Source organism: uncultured Paraglaciecola sp. (assembly GCF_963977085.1).
Lineage (GTDB): Bacteria > Pseudomonadota > Gammaproteobacteria > Enterobacterales > Alteromonadaceae > Paraglaciecola.
The window spans coordinates 81,539-106,544 of record NZ_CAXBNC010000018.1; the positions used below are offsets into that span (position 1 = coordinate 81,539).

Consider the following 25,006-nt stretch of genomic DNA (forward strand, 5'->3'; position numbering starts at 1 on the left):
TTACCGCCAAAGTATAAAAATCCGTTGATTTAAGGCCAAAAAGATGTAAAACCACAAACAAGTTGGTCATTCATCCAACTTAATTTTTTCTTAGAACGACACTCGACTGTAATGGTTTCACCTTCTGATTCTACTTTTTCACGGTACAAATCCGGTCGCCCGTTTTCCCAAGCCCCTGCCAACTGCTCTTCTAAAACGTTTAGCAACGCTTCTAAAATATTCTTATCGCTATGCCCAACTAATTTATCTTCATCACCTTCAATACGCGGCAGCACTTTACACATCATAAAGTCATCCCAAACAGCTTTTAGGGTAAGGTCATCTTGTGGTTGGGTGCTAGCAACGGCAAGTAGTAATTCATTGAGGGCGCGGAACGCCAATTCAAATGGTGTGTTTTTTAGCACTGCGTTTACCGCCGTTAAAAACTTAACGGTTTCTTTACCATCGGGATCCATGGTATTAGCTAACTCCGCTTTGCTGGCGTGCGACCTAACTGGGTAACTGAGGCGTTTGTTACAACTTTTTTGGGTTCCAAAATCGGAAAACTCATCAAAGTGATTAGGGAAAAATTCACCAAAATCAAAGCTCAGCGCACGGTCAATTACCTTGCGAGAAAAGCCGTGGGTGGTTTCATCCATATTTACCGTACCCGCGACCAGCAGGTTAAACGGAATACCTAAACCATATTGGCAAATCAGATCCCAAAGTTCGTTATACTTACCATCGTCAGCGCTACCAAAACCTAACGCCTCGCGTAGTGTTGCTTTATCAGCCACGGCTTTAATGGTGGCAGATTTCAATAAAGCATCACAGCTATAGGTAAAACTACTGTCTTCTTTCCAATCCCATTCACGGGTTTCGAGCACTGACAAATAATCGGCAAAATACTGCTCAACGGGTGCAAGGTTCATTTCATCCAAACACAACCAATAAGGCAATACCTGATCTAGCGCATCACGTTCACCTGTTACAACTAATCGCTCACCTTGGTCGTCATTATCTTCAACTTCAACGGTTAAGCCGCTATCAGCAATAGCACGCCAAGCTTTAGCGATAAACTGCAATACATCCGTGGTGATGTATTCAGCTGCGCCGTTTAAACGGGAGATATAACCAAGCAAATCACTCGGCTCATGCCAGTCGGGTCTTACTGAGGTTAAACAATAAGTTTCAGTAAACTGCTTTGATGTTTTTGCTTGCTCACGCACAAAACGGGTTTTACCTGTGCCTGAGATACCCGCGAGAAGGAGGAAGGGTTTGGGTAATTCGATGCAAGAGCCTGTAACGATTGCAGGGGGAGTGGTACTAGTCATTTTGTCAAAGTAAATGCGTATTTCATCGAACAAATCTTTGTTCTGGACTAATGAATAAACCAAGTCACCAAAAATACTAGATGATGAATTTGGTAGATTAACCATTGTTAATACGATTGACCCAAAACAATCCTCATTCGAACGAACAGTTATCTTGCCAGTGTCACTTTTGTTGAAAATTGATTTAGCACCAAGTCTAAATTCATTTTTCTCACCTTTTTTCTTTGGAAAAGATATAAACTGAGCGAGCAATTCAGCATCCACTTTTTCCAGTATGCCTACCTCTAGTATTTGGGCCTCTATTTCTTCTACATTTTCAGAAAATAACTCTATTATATTTATTTCTTTTTTTAGATTATCTAAAGCTTCAAAGTATGCAAATACTTCGAATGCAGCATCATAAATTTCACATGCAAATCTAAAAATCTGATTGGGCATGACAGCGTAGTTTGTCGCGCTAGTATTAGAAAATGCTGTATAAGGGTTAACAGAAAGCTTACCTGTTAAAACATTCCCTTCAATTTTTTCCCTAAGACTAAGTGGCAACTTAATTTCTTTTAGTGTGTTAGTATTAACTACAGCATCGGAATTTTTCGCACCGTATTTCCTTAAATCTACTAGCATTATTAATCCTTAAAAGTACTTTGAAATCTGATTTGAAATTGCGTTAATTACATTAACAGTAACGCTATTACCAAATTGTTTATAAGCCTGCACTTTTGAAGCGCTTGGTTCAAATTGATCTGGAAAACCTTGCAAGCGAGCAGCCTCTCTTGGACTAATTTTCCGAGGGTTCTTTCCAACCTGATCGATCAAAACTTCACTACCATCTTTGTAATATCTTGCTGAGATGGTGTTTGTATAAGGCGAATCTTCTGTAACTAAACCAAAACCAAAACCTTTACCATTCTTTTTGTTTTCAATTTTTCTTCGTTGATGCCCCGCCCATAATCTATCCGAAATTGTTAATTTAGGGTCTGGGGTTTTCTCTAATTTGTCACCAACTTTAACTTCAACATCTAGTGGTTTTGGATATTCAAACTTATCAACTTCGCCATCACGCCATAAAACTATATATATGCGCTGTCTATTCTGTGGTATTCCAAAGTCCACTGATTTCAGAACCATTTCCTTAGCTAAGGTTTGAATCTCTTTTGTAGACCCATGCTCAATAACACTTTTCGGAATATTACAGCTATATCCTATTTTGGTTAACGTTTTTAGGATAACCCTCAATGTATAGCCCTTGTCATGACTAATCAGACCTTTAACATTTTCTAGTAACGCAAACTTAGGTTTCTTCGTCTCTAATATGTAGGCTATGTCGTGAAACAGTGTGCCTCTGGTATCTTCAATCCCTAGTTTAAGACCTGCATGCGAAAACGGCTGACAAGGGAAACCAGCTAAAAGAACGTCGTGCTCAGGGATTTCGTTCGCTGGGATCTTTGTTATATCTCCAAATGGTATTTCACCATGGTTATTTTTGTAGGTTTGTTGAGCGTGTTTATCAAATTCAGAAGAAAATACACAAACACCGCCATTTTGTTGAAAACCGAGTCGAACTCCGCCGATTCCCGCAAATAAATCAATAAAGCGAAATTTACTGTCAAAATCTGGTTTTAACTTTAAAGCACCAAAGACATCATTAAAGAACGCTTCTCGTGTTGAATATAAACCATTGTGTTCTAACAGGCTTATTACACTTTTTTTGAGCTGTTCAGGCTTACTAATATCTGGATTACAGTAAAACTGGTTATCGGTTGCAATGGCGTGTAACCATTGATCAATTGTCGCTTTAACGTCACTGTCTTGTGGTACATGAGCAAGTGCTAAGGGCTTAATAAGTTCTTCTGCTTGTAGCAGGACCTTGTTTTTATTTTTCATTATTGACTACTACTAAAAATTCTTGATGAATGACTTTAGGGCGAAGCATAGTTTTTGTACTTTGCATTTCAACTAAATTGTACTTGCCCAATGTCTTAAGTGTTCTCGACACATTACTGACAGCACGCCCCGTAAGTGAGGCTAGTTCAGTGACCGATTGCGGCTGTTGTTTGGCGATTATTTTTAACAATTGCTGGTTTTCTTTCGACAGCACATTAGCCACGGATTTAAGCGAGTCGAACCAAATATCAACAGGGTAATCTGGGTCGGGCGTTTGTCCTTTAATCCCTATTACACAGCGCGATTGTTTTACGTTTTTCATTGTTTACTCGAATCGTTTGTTCGCGACTGGGTAGAAAGCCAGCGAGTGCATAAAGCAACGTTTGGTCAATTAAAAGGCTGTATGCTTATACATAAGTAACGTATCTTATCAACTGCTGATAATAGCACAAGCTATTTTCTCGTTTGAAGTTCTATGAATAAGTAAAAGGGGCAGAGTCAAATTAAGTGACTTCGACCTAAAATCATCAATATTAAATAATAGTTAATCCGTTAAAAAACTGAATCGGCCCAGCCGATGCTCTTATCTTTTGATTTCTCCTCGCATGTATGTTCGCCGATTATTTTTGATATTTTGTAGGGCAATTTATATGGATATAAATTGAGTCGTAGAGTGCTGGGAGCACATTACGACGACCTGCTAAATATCAAAAATAATTGGATGAAGAACATATTTTGGCGAGCGGCTTTCTTTGCTTACTTTCTTGAGCTGTAGCAAGAAAGTAAGTCAGACTGCAGGGATGCTGTTTGAAGTCTGGAAAGGATTCCAGTGTGCACAGCACATGCTTTTAGTTAACAAAAGTAAAAGGAACAGAGTCAAATTAAGTGACTTCGACTTAAAATCATCAATATTAAATAATGGCGAAGCCCTTAAAACTCAGAGTCGGCCTCGCCGATGCTCTTATTTTTACTCTACTCTCGGATGTAAGTACGCAGTCCAATTAATGGCATTAGAGTGATTAACAACTAAACTTAAGTTGTAAAGTACAAAATTTTGTACATAATTAAGTCTAATGTTGTGTTTTTTTTAGGAGAGTATATGCCAGTACAATCGATTTTGGCCGAAAAAACGGTTTCAGTTTCTGAGTTAAGAAAAAAGCCAATGGATTATTTTATAGATGAACCAGTAGCTGTTTTATCTAATAACAAGACAGCTGGGTATATGGTTAGCGCTGCTCTGTATGAACAGATGGTTAGGCTGATAGAGTCTAAGTCTCAAAGCTCTCAATTTCGTCCATCAAGTGCTCGTCTGGCATCGATTGCGTTATTAGGAGCCGAACAATTGCTAAGCGCTTCTGATAAAGAATTAGCTGACTTTGAATAATGATACGGGTATTTAAAAGTCGGCTAATACGAAACTTATTATCAACTGATGAGTTGCAGCACTAACATGACAGGCATGATAGTTGTTAGTTACCAACATTACTTATCGATTATCTATTAGTGGTTTTTCATATATTGGCTTTTACTGTAAACTGAAAAATAGAAGTATTACTTTTAAGGTATTTCCTATGAGTGCACTAACACAACCTATTGATATATTTATTGATGAACAGGTCAAAACGGGTAAAGTTTCATCTGTTATAGAAGCAGAAGAAATGATCTTGTCTGCTGTAACTGAACGAGCTTTAGAGAGAAAACTAGCTCGTGCTCAAGAGCAAGTTAAAAATGGGCAATTTTATGAAGCAAATGATGATTTCATAAACAATCTTTTATTCGATGCAAGAAGCCGTATAACATCAGTTGATTAATGAGAAATTACCAACTCATTTTTTCTCTTGAATCAAGAGAAGACTTAATCAATATTCAAAATTACATTTTTGAAGATAGCCTAAATTTTGCCATTGCCGATCAATTTGTAATTGATCTTTACCAAACACTAACATCATCATTGCCTAGTTTTCCCCACAAACACCCAGTACATAATGTCGATGTACGTAAATTCATTTTCCCAAAGCATACCCATTACACTGCATACTTTAAAATTGATGAAGAAAAAGAGCGTGTTGTTGTGCTTGCCATTACTGACAACAAGCAATTTACAAGGTATATGAAGCTTTAGAGCTGAGAATTAACAGGACCAATAAACAGAACGCCATCATAATTTTCATCCAAGAAAGTCGTTTTTCTCATTCCTTAATTCTAATCTTTGGTGGCTCCGGAACTGCCTTCCCGCATTTAAAGTTTCAGCTAAAAATGGCTTATTCTTGGGGCAAATGGCATGGGTGAAACTGGTTTTTTTAGAAGCACGGCTTCGCCCAGTTGAACAGCTCGACAAGGAAGTCGAGATTGGGTGCTAAACTATCGGGGTCAGAACAAAGTTAAATCCATATTCAGGATAGCAATCATAGTGGTTGTTTATAAAAGAATGGATTCCGGCTAAAAAGCATACCGGAATGACGCTGAATTATCGGGGTCAGAACAAAGTTAAATCCATATTCAGGATAGCCATCATTTTGGTTGTTCATAAAAGAATAGATTCCGGCTAAAAAGCATACCGGAATGACGCTTGAAGAAAAGGAACTATCGGGGGCAGAACAAAGTTAAATCCATATTCAGGATAGCAATCATAGTGGTTGTTTATAAAAGAATGGATTCCGGCTAAAAAGCATACCGGAATGACGGGCTAGAAAGCATACCGGAATGACGCTGAATTATCGGGGTCAGAACAAAGTTAAATCCATATTCAGGATAGCCATCATTTTGGTTGTTCATAAAAGAATAGATTCCGGCTAAAAAGCATACCGGAATGACGCTTGAAGAAAAGTAATTAACAGGACATATATGGTCACTCCCGTTTGAACAACTAAATTGTCTACGATCCCTTTTATTTACGTTCAATAAGGCGAAAAAGAGGTGAAATTTAAGATATAAGTTAAAGTAAAAGTTGAATTTTATAAACAATGACGTTTATTCGACTAATAGTATTGTTGTTTTGTATAAGCGTTTGATGTTGCCTGCTGGTAAAAGCATGGAGTGCCCGTTTTAGGTTTAACGCGCCGATGGCAAAATGCTTATCAAGCAAACATCTTTCATTTACTGATGAAATATAAAGGGAGCAATACGTTGGCGAAATCTGCAGAGGAAACTGAGGCTATTCTGGCCCAAATTAAGGCAAATCGCGACAATTCACTGGGCACTTTTAACGACGACTGCGATTTTCCCTTGAGCCAAGGGTACAGCCTAATAGGAACACCTAACTCAGTTAACAAAGGGGTTTGCTGGGCCATGTCCTACGACTGGGCTAGATTCCAGATCTACGACTACCCTGTTCAAGGCAGTCGCTTTTACAATATCAGGAGAGAAACCAGGCTACTGCAATTGTCGCTCAACAAAGCGCAGCAGAAACAACGAGTGCTCGAGCTGTTTGCAAGGCGGGAGGGATTCACGCTGCAGTTGGTCGGAGAGGGCAATAAGCCTCAGTATTCTGCCCACCAGACTCTGCCGGCTGAGTACTCCGTTGCAAAAAATTTAATCGAATGCTGCTTCGAACCAGTGCTGGGTGATAAGACTGGGGTAAGGATGATCGGTATGCTGAGTAAAGATGGGGGGCATGAAATTGCGATACGAGTAAATGAACCGTATCGCGTGTTTGATCCCAATTTTGGTCAGTACACCTTGGCATCTCGCGAACGAATGGAGTCCTTTTTGCGTACACTTCTGCTGCGCGAATATTCGGATTTAATGGTGTCTTGGGATATTTACGCGGTAATGAGGACATTTCCGGGCCGACAGGGTGCTACAGTGCCAGCTCATGTCGCTGGTCCCCCCGCAGCGGTATATGTACCTGTTGATGCTGAGGCAACGGCCGAATCGATGATCGAGGACATTTTTGGCGCTGATTTCGACATCTAGCTTCTAGTATTTGCTTGAACTATCGGGGTCAGAACAAAGTTAACTCCATATGCAGGACAGCAATCATAGTGGTTGATTATAAAAGAATGGATTCCGGCTAAAAAGCATACCGGAATGACGGGCTAAACAGCACATCGGAATGACGCTTAAGCCCGTATCCTTGGCGCTTAACTATCGGGGTAAGAATACCTAGAATACCTATCGAGGTCAGAACAAAGTTAACTCCATATTCAGGACAGCCATCATAGTGGTTGATTATAAAAGAATGGTTCCGGCTAAAAAGCATACCGGAATGACGCTTGAAGAAAAGTAATTATCAGGACAGTCATCGTCGCTACGATTATCTTCTACTCCCCAGATTCAATGCCAAAGTGCACTACTTTTTATGTTCTTTTTAAAGTCAGACAATCACGATGAGCAACTAAGATGCGACACCCCTCCTACCTCAAAGTACTCCGCTGGCTTTAACCGATAGTATTTGTCTTCAACAAGCTTGGATTGCTCTTCGTAGGGTTGTGTCATCACTGCTTGCAGTTCTTGAACTAGCGTATAGTCCCCCGAACTTGCTTGCTGATAAGCTGGTGCAACAAACCACTCGCGCAAGATGTATTTTGGGTTAACCTTCTTCATCTGCTTTGAAATTTCATCACTTGAACGGGGCAAAGTGGCATTGTTGTTACTCGCGCTAAAGAGCAGTGTTTTCCAGTTTTCTAGCCATTGTGTCCAGTGTTTGTCCCACAGTGCAGGGTCTGCATCATTGGCAGTATTTTGAGGGATGTTTTGGTAGAAGCTTTTCTGCAACGGGCTAATGTCCTTGGGTATTGACGAGAGTTCTCGGAAAAAAATTGTGTAATCAACAGGCGTTTGTTGCATCAGCGTGAGTAATTCGCTGAGCAGTGTGTTGAAAGCTGCTTCGTCGGCTTCGGTATTGTCAACATCCTCAGCCAAGATGCTAAGACCTAGCTTGGCAGCCCAGATTGTTTTCATTTGTTTGTTCATGACCTTAGGAAATTCATTTTGAACTTGGTCGAGCGCTCGTAAATGGTCTTGATGGGCGGCCAGTAAAGGCCGTAACGCTGAACAAAACATCTCGAAGTTTTTTTGCGCTGCATTGGGTTGGTTCATGAACGAGAAGTGACGGCCGCCGCCTGTCCAAGGCTGATAATAGGGTTGAAACATATCGCAAAAACCAAAAGGGCCATAATCAAGGGTAAAGCCGCCAACAGCGCAGTTGTCGCTGTTGAAGTTACCTTGGCAGAAACCCACACGGATCCAATTGGCCACCAGTGAGGCAAGGCGGCCTTGAAACTCACGTGCCAGCAATACCACTTTATCAGGGGTAGGCAGCAGGGTGTCGATAACGTCAGGGTACTCACGGTCAATCGCGTGGAGCACTATTTTTTCGAGCTCTTCTAGTGCTTTAGGATGTTGGTTTACGCGGGCACGACGGGCAAACAGTTCAAGTTGGCCAACGCGCAAAAACGATGGCGCAACACGTGTGGATATGGCTGTTGGTTCATATATATACCTATCGGGGTTGTGCGAAAGCGAACCAGGCGAATACCACGGACGTTGCACTGTTTCGGTTTTTGAAACATACAAACTTAAAGACCGTGATGTGGGTACGCCTAGGGCGTGCATGTGTTCTTGTGCCAAAAACTCGCGAATACTGGAGCGCAACACCGCGCGACCGTCTGCGCCGCGACAATAGGGCGTTTGGCCGCCCCCTTTGAGCTGCATTTCCCAGCGCTTGCCGTTGATCACCGCTTCAAGTACAGAAATGGCGCGCCCGTCGCCATAGCCGTTGCCCGTTTGAAACGGACACTGCTGAATGTATTCGGTACCATAAATTGATAGTGCATAGCCCGTTGCCCAACCCGTCTTGCGCATTGGTGGTGGCACTTGTGAGGTGTCGCCAGAGAACAGTCGCATAAAGTCGGCTGATTGTGCCATATTGTCACTAAAGCCAAGTTCACTGAAGAAAGTTTGGCTGTGTGCTACATATTCTGGATCTTGAATTGGCGTAGGATTAACAGGCACGTAATGACCCGAGAAAACTTGTCGAGGCCCATGGTCAACGCCGTTTTGGGTGGCATCAGGATCACAGTTGAGGGTGTCCACTAGTGAATAATTAGCCAAGGGTGCAAGGTCGTTAAGCGTGGATATAGTAGCTGCGTTTTGTTGAGGCAGTGTGTATGTCATAGTTGTGTATACCAAGGCGCGTAAAGCTAAATGTAAGTATCTTACCCCATTAATAATGCAGATATTTGTGCTTTTAAAGTAGTAGATACAACTCATATAGGTGACTTGTCTTTAATCAATGAGGTGATTACCCGTATAAGCAACAAGAGGGTTTATTAACTTCCCTTCCACGATCGTTAAAATTCACAAAAAATAAAGCCCATGGCAATGAGTATAATTGGACATAATCGCAACTAATGCTTATTCTATAAAAACTAGTTTAACCAAATAAACTCGCTATTTTGTTATAAGAATGTTAACGGCGTTGGGGCTGATACGGCAATTATGGATTCTATTCTTCTTATTATTTTTATCTCTCTGGCTATTGCCTGCGTGCTTAATTTGGTCTTAAAAAAATTCTCAATTTCGCACATTATTGGTTACATCATTACCGGTACTATTATTAGTAACATCTTTGATTTTAATGGCAGCGAAAACTTAAGCTCGTTAGACCTAATTGGTGAATTTGGCATAGTGTTTTTGATGTTTACTATAGGTTTGGAGATGTCCTTTGCTAAGCTTAAAAAAATGCGTGAAGTGGTGTTTATTAACGGTACTTTGCAAGTGGTACTCAGTGCTTTAGTGATATATCCCGTTGCCCATTATATTTTTGCCTTGGATTCAACTTCTTCTATTGTTATTGCGTTGTCTTTTAGCTTGTCGTCTACCGCCATAGTGCTGACATACCTGAAAAAGTCTAAGGATATCATTACGCCTTATGGCGAAAAGTCAGTGGCTATCCTGATATTTCAAGACTTGGCGGTGATCCCCATTTTGTTATTGATTAGCTTTTTAGCCAATAACGAATTGTCTATGCAAGAAATCCTGATTAAAACCCTGTTGTCGGCCGTTGCAGTCATCCTGTTTATGTTCACCTTAGGTAAAAAGTTGATTGAATGGTTATTGCATTTTTCTACTAATGCCAAACTCGAAGAACTGTTTTTAGGATCTGTTTTAACCATAGTGATAGGGGCATCACTGCTAGCCCATGAGATGGGTTTTACTTATTCGCTTGGTGCCTTTATTGCGGGGATGATCATTGCCGAAACCCATTATCATGTAAAAGTTGAATCAGATATTGCGTCTTACAAAGATGTGTTGCTTGGCGCTTTCTTCTTTTCAATTGGTACTAAGATAGATATCCATTATTTTTACAACGAGTTTTTTTGGGTATTAGGTGTATTACTGTTAGCCATGTTAGTGAAAGGGGCGATCATTTTTACTTTGATTAGGCGCAAAGCCAATAAAAGTGACGCCATTAAGTCAGCTATTGCCTTGTGCCAAATTGGTGAGTTTTCATTTGCGATTTTTTCCTTAGCCGCAAACCAGCACATTATTACTGAAGAGCTGGGTAGCTTCCTGATTTTAGTCACAGTGTTGTCGATGATAGTTACCCCCTTTATGGTGAATAATATCTATAAGTTGGCCTCTTATTTTGTGGTGGAGTTTTTTGAATCAGACAAAATCACCCCCATTGCCGCCAAGAACCACATTATTATTTGTGGGTTTAAAATAGTAGGGCGCATTGTTGCTACTGAGCTCAGTAAAGAAGGCAAAAAATTTGTGATTATCTCTGATAACTTGTCTCATGTTTTACTGGCCCGTGACCGTGGTTATATGGCGTATTTTGGTCACTTGGAAAAACTGCCGGTTTTAGAGTCACTTAAGGTTGAGCAGTCAGCCAACATCATTATCACTATGAATACCTTATTAACCAAAAAAATTATCTGTCAGGCGGTGTTGGATTATTACCCTGAGGCCAAACTTATCGTTAAGGTGAATAGCCGCGCCGAACAATCTGCTTTGGCTGGGCTGAATATTCAGTCTTTTGTGCATGCTCGCCGTGAAGCTGCGTTATTACTGGTTAAGAAAAGTGTCGAATCAACCGTTGCTACTGATTAACCTGTTTGCAACGGCCTAGTTGTTGGGAGCGCGATAGAACTTAATTGTCCAATAAAGGCATTAACGCTTGGGTTTGGTCATTCCATCTGCTGTTAAATGTTTTTAGCTGTTGTTTTCTGACTTTGGCGCAAGCAACAAATAGTTTCATGTCGTTTTTGTTGCTTAAACATTCATCTGATTCTTTAAAGTAGTGGCTCCAGGCTAGTTTCTTTTTACCTTTGAAATTGGCGTAATCAGAGACAGTGACATGTTTAGCGCTTTTAATAGGGGCGAATTTATATTCAGGTTTTGAGGGTGCTGGCTTTGAAGGACTTGAGCGAATCGGTGATTGAGTGGGGCTTTCTTTGTTAGGTTGACGTAAGCAATCAAGAAATTCTTTTTTTGCTACGCGGTGTTTCTTTCTAGCCCATTCAGTGACTTTGTTTTTAAGTACCTTATTCCAGTTATCTACTTGTTTTTTTTCTACTTCACATTGGCTGTAGGCTAGCCTGCTAAAAGCGCTTAATAGCAGCAGTATTATGATTATCTTCAACTTAAATATCCTTTTTATAGTCTTAGTGATTAGCTGTAAAACTGATTATATCTAAGGGCTTGTATTCCATTTTGTCAGTTATTGATTGGTTATAATAAACCATTCATCTTGAGATTTGCAGCTTGGGAAGTGAGGTACTGTTGATAAACTTTAAACCCTAAATGAGGTACCTCTAGGATAAGCTCAAAGAGCTAAGAGGGGGACTAATTAGGGGCGCAGGTTTTTGAGATACAAGTTGCGGCGCAATGATTGAACCTCAGTGCCGGCTGTGCCAAGATCAAAAGCGACTCTATGCTACTTCATTAATGGAATACCGTTGCGCCAGTTATATGTTTTTTCGTTTTTATGTACCCTTTTTATCTCCACAGCACATGCCGAATTTAACACTTGGACAGAATACACAAGTCCACATTTTAGGCTCTATTCTGATCTTGATAAGTCACAAGTAGAAAGTGCGTTACTTGATTTTGAGGTGTTTAGAGCCACGCTAATTGAATTATTAAATTTAGACAACAAAGACTTCAATGCCGTTGATATCTATGTGTTTAAAAGCCAAAACGATTACGCCAAAATTCAGCCTAATCGCAAGGTTGCTGGTTTTTTTCTAGATACTGTGCGTGGCCCAATAATGGTGGTTGGCCCAGGAGACTTTAGTAAGCTGAATTTAAGTACCTTGTACCATGAGTATTTACACTACTTGGTGAGGGTGAATTCGAGCTTTAGGTACCCTCGTTGGTTTGATGAAGGCATGGCCGAACTCTATTCTAGTTTGGAGTACGACGAAAACTTTGTAGTCATCGGCAAAATGGCAGAACGCGCTGCGGGTAAATTCGCCAATAGTGGGTTGCTTGATTTAAAAACTTTATTGACCCAAACCCATATTTCATCTGCTTCAAGTAACACAGCGCGTAAGTTCTATTCTACCGCTTGGCTTTTTGTACACTTTTTGCAGTTTAGTAGTGTTAATGGGTTTGATGATTACGGCGCCTCGTTGACGAAGTTTTTAAACCTTTATAATAAAGGTGTTGCTCCCTTAAAGGCCTTCGAACAATCCTTTTCGGTGAGCATTGAAACGTTACAAAAACAACTAGAGCGTTATAACCGAAAACGAATTTTGTATGCCAAGCGATTTACCAAACCCAAAGTGACCTTGAATTATCAAAGTAACCCGCTAGAGCAAGGGCAGCTTTATGCCAATATGTCCCACTTAGCTTTTTCTACTGGACAGCGGAAAAGTTCGGATCGATTCCACGCACAAGCATTAACACTTAATAACTCTAAGGCGCTGTCGGTTGAGTCATTCTTATTGGTACGCAAAGGAAAAACACTAGAGGCCTTAACACTTTTAGAGGGGTTAGCTCGCACTAAAAATCTAAACGCTGAGGTGTACCTAAATATTGGCCAGGCTTATAAAGAGCTTGTGAGGCAGTTACCTGAACGCAAGGATGAAATGCGTAGGTTAGCCATTTATTATTTAGAACAAGCAAAAAAATTGGGGCGTTATAGCCAGACCTCAGTGTTTCTTGCTGATTTGTATTGGCAAACCGGAGAACATCAAAAAGTAGCAGAAGAAATTATTGCTGCGGTTGCCTTAATGCCCTCAAATATTGACCTGAATTTTAGGGCAGGCTCCTATATGGTGAAATTACAAAACAAAGAGTACGCAGATTTTTTTCTTGGGAAGGTACTGAATTGGTCTAAAAATCCGCAACAGATTGCACAAGCACAAGTGTGGTTAGATTCTCTTTAAACACCCTAAAAGGTTGATACCCGTGAGGGTATCAATTTCAAATAAGCCCACCAATGGTGGGCTTATTAGCTTTCTAAACTAAGAGCCATATATCAACACCAAAATAGCAAACACAAAGCCAATTCCGGCTATCTTTAGCCCATTTTTAAATACCTTGGTTTTAGGTAGAAACATAATAAAAGCCGACACCACAAAAAACAGCAGGCTTAGACCAAAGCTGATATTCAGCCAGTAAAGTGGGCTATCGGTGGTGGCTTTGTGCAAATTGACTAACTGCTGCAGTACTTTGGGATAGTCTTTGCGAGAAATCACCGCTACACCCGAGGTTTTGTCATAGTGACCTTGTTTGAAGACAATAGTTGTAGCATTTTGTTCTAGCACAGCAAACCCTTTGAAACGCAGTTCGTCCCCTAAGGCTTTTGCGCTGAGTTGTGGCACCAGTTGCCGTTGTTCTTGTTGTTGAAATTTCAGCACATCGGTATTTCTGAAAATCAATAATATGCCGCTGATTGCGTAGACGGCCATGATGCCTGAGAGGAAAAATCCTAACCAGCGGTGGTATTGACGTAAATTGCTGCGAAGTTTAGGTGATGCCATAAAGTGTTAATAGACCAAGTACATTCAATTAATTGGCCTATAAGGTACGTTATTCAGGCTGTAAGGTTAATAACCTTTACGGATTTTTTACACATTTCTTATGTTTTACCCCCGTCGACATCTAGGCTTTTAAATGTCAAATAGGGTCATATCAAAAGTCAAATTACGTATCCTAACGGTTTCACTATGTTAAAGTCTAAGGGGCGAGTGAATTTGGGGCATCACATGGCAGGTTTATCAACAATAAAAAGGTTTGGCAGGTTTAAAACATTACCTACATTGACTCTGTTATTGATTACCTTGTGTTTTTCAGCCTTCGCCTTTGAAGATAACGTCGCACGATTTGCTTTAGTGATTGGTAACCAAAATTATCAGCAAGCGCCATTAAAAAACCCAATCAATGATGCAGAGTCAATATCGGCTAGCCTTTTGGAGCTTGGTTTTTCTGTTACTACTGTTTTAGACAGTGATTCTACTCGCCTTAAAAGTGCAGTGAGCGCATTCTACGGGAATATCCAGCAGGCCAACACGTCACAGGCATTAGCCGTATTTTATTATGCAGGTCATGCTATTCAGATTGAACACCATAACTATTTAGTGCCTTTAGATATACAATTTGGTGAGAAAGAGAATTTTGACACTGTGTTGTTTGACCTCAATTCACTGTTTGCAGAAATGGCTAAAGTCAATAATGTACAAAACATTGTTATATTAGATGCGTGTCGCAATAACCCCTTTGCTGTGGCAGATACTGCTGGGAGTCGCGCAATTTCGGTGGGGTTAGCACCATTAAAAGCGCCGTTTAGTACCTTAATTGCTTATGCAACCGAACCCGGTGGAGTTGCATCTGATGGTAAGTCTAAGAATGGCATATACACTAAACATTTATTGAGGCATATCGACAAAAAAATCACGATTGAAGAGGTGTTTAAACAAGTCAGAAAAGGGGTGGCAAAAGAAACCCACAATAAACAAATCCCTTGGGAGCATTCGTCGTTATTGCGAGAGGTGTTTATCAATCCCCCCCGTAACAAAAACGTTCCCGATTTAATTGCCTTTTAATTTCATCCAATCAATCTAGGTATTCAATTTAGAACACGTAAGCTAGGCCCACATGTAGGGTTGTGAAATTTTCGTCGATATCTTTAAAGTGAGTTTGTTCGAATTTTATATCTTGTTGATAGTCATTTAGTTTGAGACGAGTCTGAAAGAGTAAATTGCTCGATAAAGGCATGGTCCAAGCAACAGCATAACTGAGTCCAGTAATGTCACCCTCGACTGTACCCGTAAGATCATCGAATTCTAGCTCTTCTTGTTGTTCTTCTTCGTCTTCGTCATCATCGGTATTGGCAGAAAAGTTATTAGTGGCCTTTAAAAAAGCGTAAGCTAGCGAGATACTTAAGCGCCCCGCGTTTTCAAATTGCCAACTATAACTGCCGCCAATAAACGGGCCTTTTTGGGAATAACTTTCGTCAATATAAGCGACTTCGTCTTCATCTTCACTTTCTCTCTCAGTAAAACGCATCTTAGTTTTACCCGATTTATAACCCGTAAAGAATGCCCATTGGCTAGTGGCTTGGTACGCTAAGGTTAGATCAAGGTCGTTTCTTGAGGCTTTTCCGATGTCTTCCTCCTCAGAAATAGTGGCATCTTCTAGAGTAACACCACTATTAACTGCAAGTTGCCAGCGACCTTCTGTGGCGACTATTGCCAGATTAGTGCTAGGGAAGCTAATGTCGTGGTCTAACTTTTCTGGAAACGAAAAGGTGCTATAACCAAAAGACAAGCCAGTGACAATGCGAATGTCTTCAGCGTTTACTTTACCTAAGGGGATAAGTAAGCCCGTTATGATCAGGCTGCAGCGAGTGACACGAAACATTTTTATTCATCCTTTTAATAAAAAAATAATGGAAATTTTGCTGCAGAAGTTTCAATTCTAATAAATAGGCCAACTAGCAAAATGTCAATAATAGAACGGGAATGTGTGCAAAAAATGTTCTAATATAAATATTCGACAAAACAATATGTTAGAGAATCATAGATGATGCTTAAAAATTGCACAAGGGTTGCCTTGTTAGCAGTAACCTGTAGTTTAGTTGTGGCCTGTAACTCTACCCCCGAATACACAGAACCCGATGAATGTGCCCCAAACGGTGAACAAAGCTGTGAAGATTCTGGTGACGATCGTGGTTATAATCCCTGTCTTGTAAATAACAAACTGCCGGCATGTAAACGGAAGTGACAGAACTAGAAGTCAAAATGCAACTAGCCGAAATAATCGGCACATGGGTTGCTGCAGTCGCTGTTGTGGTGGGCGGCATATTTGGCATGTTTCAGTTTCTTGAGCATAAGTCAGCGTTGCGCGTGGATCGCACTATGGCCTTTGTAGAGCGATATCATGCGAATAATTTGTTAGTTGAAGCACGGCTAAAAGTCACAGATGTGATGTCTCGCCGAGTGGAAGACATTAACAATGTTATAAAAAATTCTGATATCGCACCCGATGAGTTGGCTAGAAAGTTTAATGCTGAAGTAGTCAAAATTGTAAAGGAGGAATCTCTATCTGGACCTCTTGAGCAGTTGTTTACGTTTTATGAGCAGATTTTAATGTGCCGTAAGATGGAGTTATGCGAAGCTGAAGTCGCAGAAAATTTTTTTGATTCAGATGGCGAGGCATTTTTGCTCACTTTCTACCCGTACATTTGCCATATACGCAGTGAGTGGAATAATCCCACACAGTATGAAAAAGTAATGAATTATTATATTGGCAAAAATCTAAAAGTTTGTGATGAAAATAGCCAGAGCTAGACATCATAATTATTAATTAACCTCTATGTTATCTATCTTAAAGAGTACTTTATTCAAATGGCAAAAAAAAATTTATGGGATGTTGTTAAAAGTGTCGCAGCCAGCGTGTTGGGGGTGCAAAGTGATGCCAATTACAAAAGTGATTTTGAGCAGACGTCTTTTGTGCCTTATGCCGTAGTAGGCGTGTTATTTGTGCTGGGGCTGATTGGTATATTGGTGTTAATTGTGAATTTGGTGCTTTAATCCCTTTATGGGTTAAATTTGACTTAATGCTTCGAGGGCGTTTCTGTCTAAAATAACAATTTTCCCATATTTAAGGTTAATGACATTTTCATTTTGTAACTGCTGCAGTATTTTATTTACCGTTTGCCTAGAGCTATGGATCAGTTGTGCTAGGGCATCTTGAGAAATCGCCAATTCGTCTGTCATAGTATGCTGTTGTTCTTCTAAACCTTGATGTAACAAGCTTAATCTTTTACACAATTGCCCTTTTAACGATAAACATCCGGTTTCGTCTATTAGATTAAAAGTCGCACGTACTCTTTGACAGAGCAGGCGCATAATATGTTGCGACCAATCGTGGTGATCTTTGAACATTTGCTCAAAAGCCGATTTAGTGACTTTTAACAGTGTGGTGGTATCTTCAGCATGGCCATCGTGGGTCCGAGGTTGACCATCTATCAGTGAAATTTCACCAAACCAATTGCCCGGTTGTATCCAGGTCAATACCAGTTCTTTGCCTTCTACGGTAAAGTTACTGACTCGAATTCGCCCACTCAATACACAATAAAAGCCGTCAGCCAGATCATTTTTTTGATGTAAAATTTGTTGGTTGTGGAGGACTTTTAACTTACCTTTTTCAAGCAACTTATCCGCTAAAGACTCTGGTAGCGAAGCAAACCATGGATTTTGCGAAAGGATTTGACGGATTTGATTTGCTTGCATTTATTCCAACTCCAGTAAAGAAATGTTCACTCAGAAATCCCCAGCCTTTTTGTGCAAGGCGTCGCTGCGCAGCAATGGCAACTCTCTTAAAAGTAGCGAGGTATTAAACCTTGCAATTGTCACATTGGCGACAGTTTAGTTTGTGCTGCATAGCTTATCGTAAGCTGATTATTATTCAACTGAGAATGAGACAAATGACAGCGTCAGTAAAACAACTAGTAAGTGAGCAAGAATGGCAAGCCCGTGTCGATTTAGCTGCGTGTTATCGCGCAGTAGCGATGCATGGCTGGGATGATTTAGTGTTTACCCATATATCCGCCCGAGTGCCTGGACCTGATCATCATTTTTTAATTAATCCCTACGGAATGATGTTTGAAGAAATCACTGCTTCTAGTTTGGTTAAAATTGACCTGCAAGGTAATAAAGTCATGGACTCGGATTACGACATTAATCCAGCGGGTTTTACTATTCACAGTGCGGTGCATGAAGCCCGAGATGATGCCAAGTGTGTCATACATTTACATACCGCAGCGGGTATTGCGGTGTCGGCGAGTAAACAAGGTCTTTTACCTCTTAGTCAACAGTCTTTGTTTCCGTTATCGTCATTGTCTTACCATGATTATGAGGGCGTGGCGCTGAATCCTGATGAAAAATCACGCCTTGTGGCTGATTTAGGTGAAACCAATTTTATGATTTTACGAAATCATGGCTTGTTAACCTGCGCAGAAACCATTGCTGATGCTTTTGTCTATATGTATTTTTTGGAATGTGCTTGCCAAATTCAACTTAAAGCACAAGCCAGTGGCCAAGAGTTAATTCTTATTCCGTCGCCGATTTTAGCCGGTATTCAGGCCCAAGCGAAACAAGTGACCCGCTCTGCTGGCGGAAGCTTGGCATGGCCGGGGATATTGCGAAAATTAGATCGTATCAATCCTGGGTATGAGTTGTAGTTGACAACACTTAATCTAGACGATTACATAAAACAAGCTAAGTTCAGTGAGTTGTGCGGCCATAGTATCGCTCACTGGCACTCGTTAGACTGTCAAAAAACTCATAACCAAGACACTATTGTCTTTATTCACGGCTTTCCAAGTGCAGCGTGGGATTGGCATTTTCAATGGCAACAACTAGACGCGCAATTCCGCTTGGTGAGTTTAGATTTATTGGGTTTTGGTTTATCTGCTAAACCTACAAACCATCAATATAGTTTGCTTGAGCAAGCGGATATTGTGCAGGCGTTATTGGGTCAATTGGAGGTAACAAATTATCATATTCTTGCCCACGACTATGGTGATTCAGTGGCGCAAGAGTTATTAAGTCGCCAAGAAACCCAAGATCAACAAGCTGCAAGTCAGTCTGCCAAGATATTATCGATTTGTTTTTTAAACGGTGGCTTATTTGCTTCGCAGCATAGACCGCTGTTTACCCAAAAATTATTAAAAAGTCAATTTGGCCCTTTGGCGAGCCACTTTATGAATAAAGCGAGTCTAAGGAGAGGGTTTAATAAAATATTCGGCCCAAATAGTCAGCCCAGTGATGTTGAAATAGAGACCTTGTGGCAACTCATTACACATAATAATGGTAAAAGAGTATTGCCTAAGTTACTGAGCTACCTTGACGAACGCAGCCAACAGGGGCAACGTTGGATTGAAAGCATGATTAGCACTGCTGTGCCTTTGTATTTTATCAATGGAGTACATGACCCTATTTCGGGCCAGCATATGCTTGATCACTATATCGACATTATTCCTAACGCCAGAACCACTGCGCTAGATGTGGGTCATTATCCGCAGCTAGAGGCTCCCCAACAAGTTCTGACTTTGTATCAGACCTTTTTGGGTGAGGTAATAGATTGAATTTTCTGCACTAACCCCTATTTCAATCCTTTAATCCTTTACGAAAGTATGAATATGTTTCAATTAGCACAAGTCAATATTGGGATCGCTAAAGGTACGATGGACAGTGAAGTGATGAAGGTATTTGTTGATAATCTTGATCCTATTAATGCAATTGCAGAGTCTTCAGCTGGTTTTGTATGGCGTTTAAAAGATGAAGGTGGCAACGCCACCGATATTGTTTTTTCAGACAATGCTAACGAATTGGTGAATATGTCAGTGTGGGAGTCAGTGGAAGCACTTAAGTACTTTATGTTTAAGACTCATCATATTGATTTTCTGAAGCGTAAAAAAGAATGGTTTGAAACACCATCTGAAGCTACTTACGTGCTTTGGTGGATCCCGGCGGGGCATATCCCTAGTATTGAAGAAGCTAAGCTAAAATTATCTTTGATTAGAAAACATGGAGACACATCCGAAGCTTTTAGTTTTAAAAAAGTGTTTGCTGCACCTAGCGACGGCTCTTAAATAGCGAATAACTAAGTACCAGTTGATTTTATAAAACATCTCATAGCATGGCATAATAGCGGCCTCACAAAATTTGTTATTTTGATCTATGAAAATTTATTACGAAGACAGTATGCCTTATGCCGCTGAGTTTTTTGACGAACTTGGAGAGTGCCAGGTTTTCTCTCATAAAACCGTTAACGCTGATATGTTGGCTGATGCCGATGTTTTATTGGTGCGTTCTACCACTAAAGTTAATGCTAACTTACTTGAAAAAAATACGGCGCTTAAATTTGTGGCTACTGCTACTGCGGGTACGGATCATGTAGACCAAGAATATTTAGCGAGCCGGGGCATTCCTTTTGTTTCAGCTGGGGGGTGTAATGCAGTGGCGGTAGCCGAATACGTGTTGAGTGCGATGGTGGTGACAGCCAATAAACTTAACTGGCAGTTAGCAGACAAAACTGTGGGTATTGTAGGGGCAGGGCATGTGGGCACTGCTTTATCTAAGTTATTGAGTGTGCTTGGCATTCAACATAAATTATGTGATCCACCCTTGGCTGACTCCGGTGATGCGCGCGCTTTTGTGACTATGGACGAAATTATGCAGTGTGATGTGATCACCTTGCATGTGCCCTGGGTTAAAGGGGGCAAGTATCAAACACAAGGCATGTTTGATAAACAAAGGTTAATGCAATTGTCTGAACAACAATTGTTGATTAACGCCTGTCGCGGTGAAGTATTAGATAATCAAGCTGCTCTAGCGTTATTTGAACAGGGCAAAAAACTGAATCTAGTTTTAGATGTATGGGACAACGAACCTGATATTGAACTGGATCTGATCCCCCATATTGCTCTGGCTACTGCACATATTGCTGGCCATACTATTGAAGGCAAGGCCAGAGGTACTGAAATGTTATATGTGGCCTTGTGTGAGTTATTGGGTAAACCAGCCCAAAAGAAACTCAGCGATTATTTGCCCGAATCGACCATTGGGCCTTTACAGGTGAATGCAGAACAAGATCTACTTCAGGTGGCGAGCCGTTTGATTCTTAAGGTGTACGATATTTCTGAAGATGACCAAGTATTTAAAAAACAAGCCCTAGGTCCTGAGCAATTTAGATATATCCGAAAACACTATCCTATAAGAAGAGAGTTTTCTGCAATTGCGGTAAATGCTGGAAATTTTGTTGATTCAAAGGCAATCTACGCTCTTGGATTTTTGCCCGCTAATGAGTGTGCATAAATTTCATGTTAATCCCATTTTATTTAAATTTTTAGGAGTAATAAAACCATGTCTCGGGCCTTTGATGTCGCCGTGTTGGGCGCTACTGGATTAGTAGGACAACACATGATTGAAATTCTTGAACAAAGAGATTTTCCGATCAACAAACTTTATCCATTAGCCAGCGCACGTTCAGCAGGCGGAAAGGTGACCTTCAAGGGAAAAGAGATTACCGTTTTAGATGCAGATAAATTTGATTGGAGTCAGGTGCAACTTGGCTTTTTCTCCGCCGGTGGCAGTGTGTCTGAGAAATTTGCACCTATTGCAGCCGAAGCCGGTTGTGTGGTTATCGATAATACCTCTCACTATCGCTACGATGCAGATATTCCACTGGTTGTGCCAGAAGTGAACCCTCAGGCATTAGCTGATTTCCGTAATCGTAATATTATTGCTAACCCAAATTGTTCTACCATCCAAATGATGGTGGCGTTAAAGCCTATTCATGATGCTGTTGGTATAGAGCGTATTAACGTATGCACTTATCAGTCTGTTTCAGGCGGCGGTAAGTCAGCCATAGATGAATTGGCACATCAAACTGCTGCATTATTAAGTGGTAAAGAGGCAAAGCCTGACGTATTTAGTCGCCAAATTGCTTTTAATGTAATCCCACAAATTGATGCTTTTATGGATAATGATTACACCAAAGAAGAAATGAAAATGGTGTGGGAAACCAAAAAAATCATGGGCGATGACACTATTTTAGTGAATGCAACGGCTGTTCGTGTACCGGTATTTTATGGTCACGGTGAAGCCATTCATCTTGAAACACGTGCACCCATAGATGCGGAAGAAGTGAAAGAATTATTAGCCAATGCGCCTGGCGTAGTGCTGCATAGAAACAGAGAGGATTTTCCTACTCAAGTTAGCAGTGCCAGTGGGAACGATGATACTCACGTTGGTCGAGTCAGAAATGATATCTCGCATCCAAATGGGATTAATATGTGGGTTGTTTCGGACAACGTACGTAAAGGTGCGGCCACTAACAGTGTGCAGATAGCTGAAGTACTTATTAGGGATTATATGTAGGTCACTGTCCTTCGAGAGTCACAGCTCATATGTGACTCTCATTAATTCCCTTCTATTGCCGATAATAACCATAGTTAATTCATTCAATCCGTCATTGTGAAGTAACATAGAAAGATTGTGGTTTGGGTATAGATATCTTGCCAAACTAGCCCGTGATTCTAGATCAAAGTGACCTTCTGGTTTATAGTTGTGTAAATATTTGCTGGCAACTTCCAAACTTGGAATACGAATTGCTAAAGATTTAAGTCTAGGAATGTATTGGTCAATAAAATGACAGCAGTAGCAACGACTTAGTCAGTTATTCATTACGATAAAAAATACTTTTTAAAACGAATTTATTCTAGATTAGCACCGCAGCGAACGGCCACATTAATTGTGATAAAAGTTGATGTTTTGGGGAAAAGGAAACATATGAATTTGCGAAAGATAGCATTACAGCTTTTTATTATGCTGAATTTCGTTACTGCTGTTTATGCTGCTGATTTTCAACAAGTTCAGCTTAAAGGCCCTAAAAACGCAAGTGATCAATATTCTGGCACCATTTACGGACCAATAGAATCTTCTGATACTTTATGGCAAATTTCTAAACGTTATAGACAAAATAGTGGCCTTTCAATTTATCAGGTTATGCAGGCTATCTATGAGCTAAATCCTGACGCCTTTGAACAACAAAATATTAATTTATTAAAAGACGGCTCAATTTTAAAATTACCCTCCGAGCGCTACATCGCCAGAGTCAGTACTCAACAAGCACGACAAAAAGCTGAACTCGATTCGCAAAATTTACAAGGTAACTCATCAACTACTGGTACTTTAAATAGCCAACAGCAAGCTGCGAGCAATGCCGCGACTCTTGATGAAACCAAAGAGTTAATAGAGCAAAAACTAGGTGCCATTGACGAGGCACAAAATCGCCAGTTTATGGCAATTCGGAAGCAGTTTGCCGAATCGATCAGTAGCGTACAAAGTATCCTAGATGAAAATAAAAGGTTATTTGAAAGACTAGATAAAGTGAACACCGACATTGATGAAATGCGCGGTCAAGAGCAACAAAAATCTCTGCAAATGGAGCAAATGGGTGAAAGCATTGAGGAGCTGTTAGAGAAGTCTCGTCTTGAGGATGCTAAAAAAGCCGCACAAATGGCTGATCAAGGCACGTCTTGGCTAAATAACCCCATTACACTTATATTGTTGTTCACCTTACCTGTTTTATTGGTACTTGCGGCTTTCGCTTATTGGATGATTAAGCGTAAAGAATCTGTCGCTGTGATAGATGAAGAAGATGATATAGATGATCTTTCTTTGGATCCTCTCACTGCAGAAATGGATGATTTGTCAGATGCACTCAGTGCCGAGTTATCGGCCGATGATAGTGATGAATTAGACAATGATAACTTGTTTGGTGATGACGATATTCTCGATGATGTGTTAGCTGAGGAACTTGAAGAATCTTTAGATGATGCACTTGGCGACAGTATAGAAGAGCCCCTGATTGATGACTCTGAAATCTTTGATGAACTAGGTGATGATGACCTTGATGGTTTACTCGATGAAGAATTCGAGGTTGGCGCTGAAGTGGTTGAACAAGATGACTTAGACAGTTTATTTGATGAAGATGATGATGATGAACTGTTATCTGAAGTCGATGAAGCAATGCCTACTGATCCCAACGACGACTTGTTAGCTAAAGTACCAGACAATGATGACAATTCTGATCCTGAAAATATGTTGGTCGAAGAAGATGAACAACAAGTCGACGCTGAAGTTGATGACATAGAGTATGAAGAAGACACAGAAAGTACAGAAGAGACAGAAGATGAATCTTTGCTGGCACCCGTTGATGTCGATGAAGAACCGCCTGAGATCAGTATTGATGAATTACTTGACGAGCCAGAAGAGAAAAATACCACCACACCTTTATTAGATGACTCTGATGATATTAATGAAGAAGTATTACAGAACCTTGATAAAGAGATCGTTTCTCAGAATGAGGAATTAGACAATGTGACAGGTAGTCTAATTGAAGAGTTAGAACAAGTTGAACAAATGCGTTCAATGATGCCTGATGAAGATGAAGAGTTAGCTGATTCAGTTGATGAGCCACAACTTGATATCCAGAAGTTTGATGGCTTAGAAGAAGAAATTGACGACCATATATTAGCTGATGATTTTGACGCGGAAGATGAGTCTAACGCGGTAGATGATTTTGGTACCGTAGATGATATCGATGCGGACGAGGATGTTGAAATTGATATCTCTGAAGTTCTCGATGATGCAGTACATAGTGAAGTAGACGAGCCCGTTGATACTGGGTTACAAGCTGAAGCAGAGGTTTTAGATGAGCCAGAGTCAGCAGAGATCACGGAAGAAGTAGTAGAGCCTGAACTAGCAGGTACAGCTGAAGATGATACAGCTGAAGAACCTGTTGAGATTGAACCAGCAGATGTAGCTGAAGAACCTGTTGAG

23 protein-coding genes are annotated in these 25,006 nt (G+C 40.5%); 15 read left to right on the forward strand and 8 right to left on the reverse strand.

Going from position 1 to position 25,006, the window contains the following annotated elements:
• Positions 1–29 precede the first annotated feature (29 nt).
• From AAC000_RS17965 to AAC000_RS17975, 3 genes are read right to left on the reverse strand one after another with little or no spacing between them, the layout of a single operon-like run.
• Positions 30–1,937, reverse strand: a complete 1,908-nt coding sequence (locus tag AAC000_RS17965; RefSeq protein ID WP_339724634.1) for a restriction endonuclease — start codon at positions 1,935–1,937, stop codon at positions 30–32.
• A gap of 9 nt (positions 1,938–1,946) precedes the next feature.
• Positions 1,947–3,197 (reverse strand): DNA cytosine methyltransferase, encoded by a 1,251-nt coding sequence (locus tag AAC000_RS17970; protein WP_339724635.1) that lies wholly within the window; start codon positions 3,195–3,197, stop codon positions 1,947–1,949.
• Positions 3,187–3,519 carry a MarR family transcriptional regulator gene (locus tag AAC000_RS17975; RefSeq protein WP_339724636.1) on the reverse strand — a complete coding sequence of 111 codons (333 nt, stop codon included), beginning with the start codon at positions 3,517–3,519 and terminating at the stop codon, positions 3,187–3,189. The genes AAC000_RS17970 and AAC000_RS17975 overlap by 11 nt, the downstream gene beginning before the upstream one ends.
• 777 nt (positions 3,520–4,296) lie before the next feature.
• Between AAC000_RS17975 and yafN the strand changes: the two genes are divergently transcribed.
• The 4 genes from yafN (at position 4,297) to AAC000_RS17995 (ending at position 7,112) form a co-directional block, all read left to right on the forward strand.
• On the forward strand, positions 4,297–4,581 hold the full coding sequence (gene yafN / locus AAC000_RS17980; protein WP_339724638.1) for a type I toxin-antitoxin system antitoxin YafN: 285 nt from the start codon (positions 4,297–4,299) through the stop codon (positions 4,579–4,581).
• Positions 4,582–4,768: 187 nt separating this feature from the next.
• Positions 4,769–5,008, forward strand: coding sequence for a hypothetical protein (locus tag AAC000_RS17985; RefSeq protein WP_339724640.1), 240 nt, complete (start codon positions 4,769–4,771; stop codon positions 5,006–5,008).
• Complete coding sequence (locus AAC000_RS17990; protein WP_215933578.1) at positions 5,008–5,319, forward strand: type II toxin-antitoxin system RelE/ParE family toxin; 312 nt, start codon at positions 5,008–5,010, stop codon at positions 5,317–5,319. The genes AAC000_RS17985 and AAC000_RS17990 overlap by 1 nt, the downstream gene beginning before the upstream one ends.
• Positions 5,320–6,233: 914 nt before the next feature.
• On the forward strand, positions 6,234–7,112 hold the full coding sequence (locus AAC000_RS17995) for a YopT-type cysteine protease domain-containing protein (protein ID WP_339724643.1): 879 nt from the start codon (positions 6,234–6,236) through the stop codon (positions 7,110–7,112).
• 408 nt (positions 7,113–7,520) lie between these two features.
• Here the strand turns inward: AAC000_RS17995 and AAC000_RS18000 are convergent, their stop codons facing one another.
• Positions 7,521–9,314, reverse strand: coding sequence for a protein adenylyltransferase SelO family protein (locus tag AAC000_RS18000; RefSeq protein WP_339724645.1), 1,794 nt, complete (start codon positions 9,312–9,314; stop codon positions 7,521–7,523).
• Positions 9,315–9,638: 324 nt separating this feature from the next.
• On the opposite strand from AAC000_RS18000, the gene AAC000_RS18005 reads away from it, so the two are divergent.
• Positions 9,639–11,255, forward strand: coding sequence for a cation:proton antiporter (locus tag AAC000_RS18005; RefSeq protein ID WP_339724647.1), 1,617 nt, complete (start codon positions 9,639–9,641; stop codon positions 11,253–11,255).
• 40 nt (positions 11,256–11,295) lie between these two features.
• Here AAC000_RS18005 and AAC000_RS18010 read toward each other — a convergent pair whose 3' ends face one another.
• Entirely contained in the window at positions 11,296–11,787 is a 492-nt protein-coding gene (locus tag AAC000_RS18010; RefSeq protein ID WP_339724649.1) for a hypothetical protein, read from the reverse strand.
• Between the two features lie 316 nt (positions 11,788–12,103).
• Here AAC000_RS18010 and AAC000_RS18015 point away from each other — a divergent pair, with 316 nt between their 5' ends.
• Entirely contained in the window at positions 12,104–13,537 is a 1,434-nt protein-coding gene (locus AAC000_RS18015; protein ID WP_339724651.1) for a hypothetical protein, read from the forward strand.
• Between the two features lie 78 nt (positions 13,538–13,615).
• On the opposite strand, the gene AAC000_RS18020 is transcribed toward AAC000_RS18015, so the two are convergent.
• Positions 13,616–14,134 carry a PepSY domain-containing protein gene (locus tag AAC000_RS18020; protein ID WP_339724653.1) on the reverse strand — a complete coding sequence of 173 codons (519 nt, stop codon included), beginning with the start codon at positions 14,132–14,134 and terminating at the stop codon, positions 13,616–13,618.
• A 186-nt stretch (positions 14,135–14,320) separates the two neighbouring features.
• Here AAC000_RS18020 and AAC000_RS18025 point away from each other — a divergent pair, with 186 nt between their 5' ends.
• Positions 14,321–15,196: a caspase family protein gene (locus AAC000_RS18025; RefSeq protein ID WP_339724655.1), complete on the forward strand. Its 876-nt coding sequence runs from the start codon at positions 14,321–14,323 to the stop codon at positions 15,194–15,196.
• A 28-nt stretch (positions 15,197–15,224) separates the two neighbouring features.
• On the opposite strand, the gene AAC000_RS18030 is transcribed toward AAC000_RS18025, so the two are convergent.
• Positions 15,225–16,013 carry a hypothetical protein gene (locus tag AAC000_RS18030; protein WP_339724657.1) on the reverse strand — a complete coding sequence of 263 codons (789 nt, stop codon included), beginning with the start codon at positions 16,011–16,013 and terminating at the stop codon, positions 15,225–15,227.
• Positions 16,014–16,393: 380 nt separating this feature from the next.
• Between AAC000_RS18030 and AAC000_RS18035 the strand changes: the two genes are divergently transcribed.
• Together AAC000_RS18035 and AAC000_RS18040 are read left to right on the forward strand one after the other, a co-directional pair.
• A complete protein-coding gene (locus tag AAC000_RS18035; RefSeq protein WP_339724659.1) occupies positions 16,394–16,942 on the forward strand; it encodes a hypothetical protein in 549 nt (182 codons plus the stop codon).
• Between the two features lie 57 nt (positions 16,943–16,999).
• Positions 17,000–17,185 carry a DUF2970 domain-containing protein gene (locus AAC000_RS18040; RefSeq protein ID WP_339724661.1) on the forward strand — a complete coding sequence of 62 codons (186 nt, stop codon included), beginning with the start codon at positions 17,000–17,002 and terminating at the stop codon, positions 17,183–17,185.
• Between the two features lie 12 nt (positions 17,186–17,197).
• On the opposite strand, the gene AAC000_RS18045 is transcribed toward AAC000_RS18040, so the two are convergent.
• Positions 17,198–17,887 carry a Crp/Fnr family transcriptional regulator gene (locus AAC000_RS18045; RefSeq protein WP_339724663.1) on the reverse strand — a complete coding sequence of 230 codons (690 nt, stop codon included), beginning with the start codon at positions 17,885–17,887 and terminating at the stop codon, positions 17,198–17,200.
• Between the two features lie 194 nt (positions 17,888–18,081).
• Here AAC000_RS18045 and AAC000_RS18050 point away from each other — a divergent pair, with 194 nt between their 5' ends.
• From AAC000_RS18050 to AAC000_RS18075, 6 genes are all read left to right on the forward strand, one after another.
• On the forward strand, positions 18,082–18,837 hold the full coding sequence (locus AAC000_RS18050) for a class II aldolase/adducin family protein (protein ID WP_339724665.1): 756 nt from the start codon (positions 18,082–18,084) through the stop codon (positions 18,835–18,837).
• Positions 18,838–19,743, forward strand: a complete 906-nt coding sequence (locus AAC000_RS18055) for an alpha/beta hydrolase (protein ID WP_339724667.1) — start codon at positions 18,838–18,840, stop codon at positions 19,741–19,743.
• Positions 19,744–19,797: 54 nt separating this feature from the next.
• The gene (locus AAC000_RS18060) at positions 19,798–20,250 is read left to right on the forward strand and encodes a DUF3291 domain-containing protein (RefSeq protein WP_339724669.1); all 453 of its coding nucleotides are present in this window, start codon (positions 19,798–19,800) and stop codon (positions 20,248–20,250) included.
• An 88-nt stretch (positions 20,251–20,338) separates the two neighbouring features.
• The gene (locus AAC000_RS18065; protein ID WP_339724670.1) at positions 20,339–21,475 is read left to right on the forward strand and encodes a 4-phosphoerythronate dehydrogenase; all 1,137 of its coding nucleotides are present in this window, start codon (positions 20,339–20,341) and stop codon (positions 21,473–21,475) included.
• Positions 21,476–21,523: 48 nt separating this feature from the next.
• The gene (locus AAC000_RS18070; protein WP_339724671.1) at positions 21,524–22,540 is read left to right on the forward strand and encodes an aspartate-semialdehyde dehydrogenase; all 1,017 of its coding nucleotides are present in this window, start codon (positions 21,524–21,526) and stop codon (positions 22,538–22,540) included.
• Positions 22,541–22,951: 411 nt separating this feature from the next.
• Positions 22,952–25,006: FimV/HubP family polar landmark protein (locus AAC000_RS18075; RefSeq protein WP_339724672.1), on the forward strand; the 2,055-nt coding region annotated here is incomplete at its 3' end.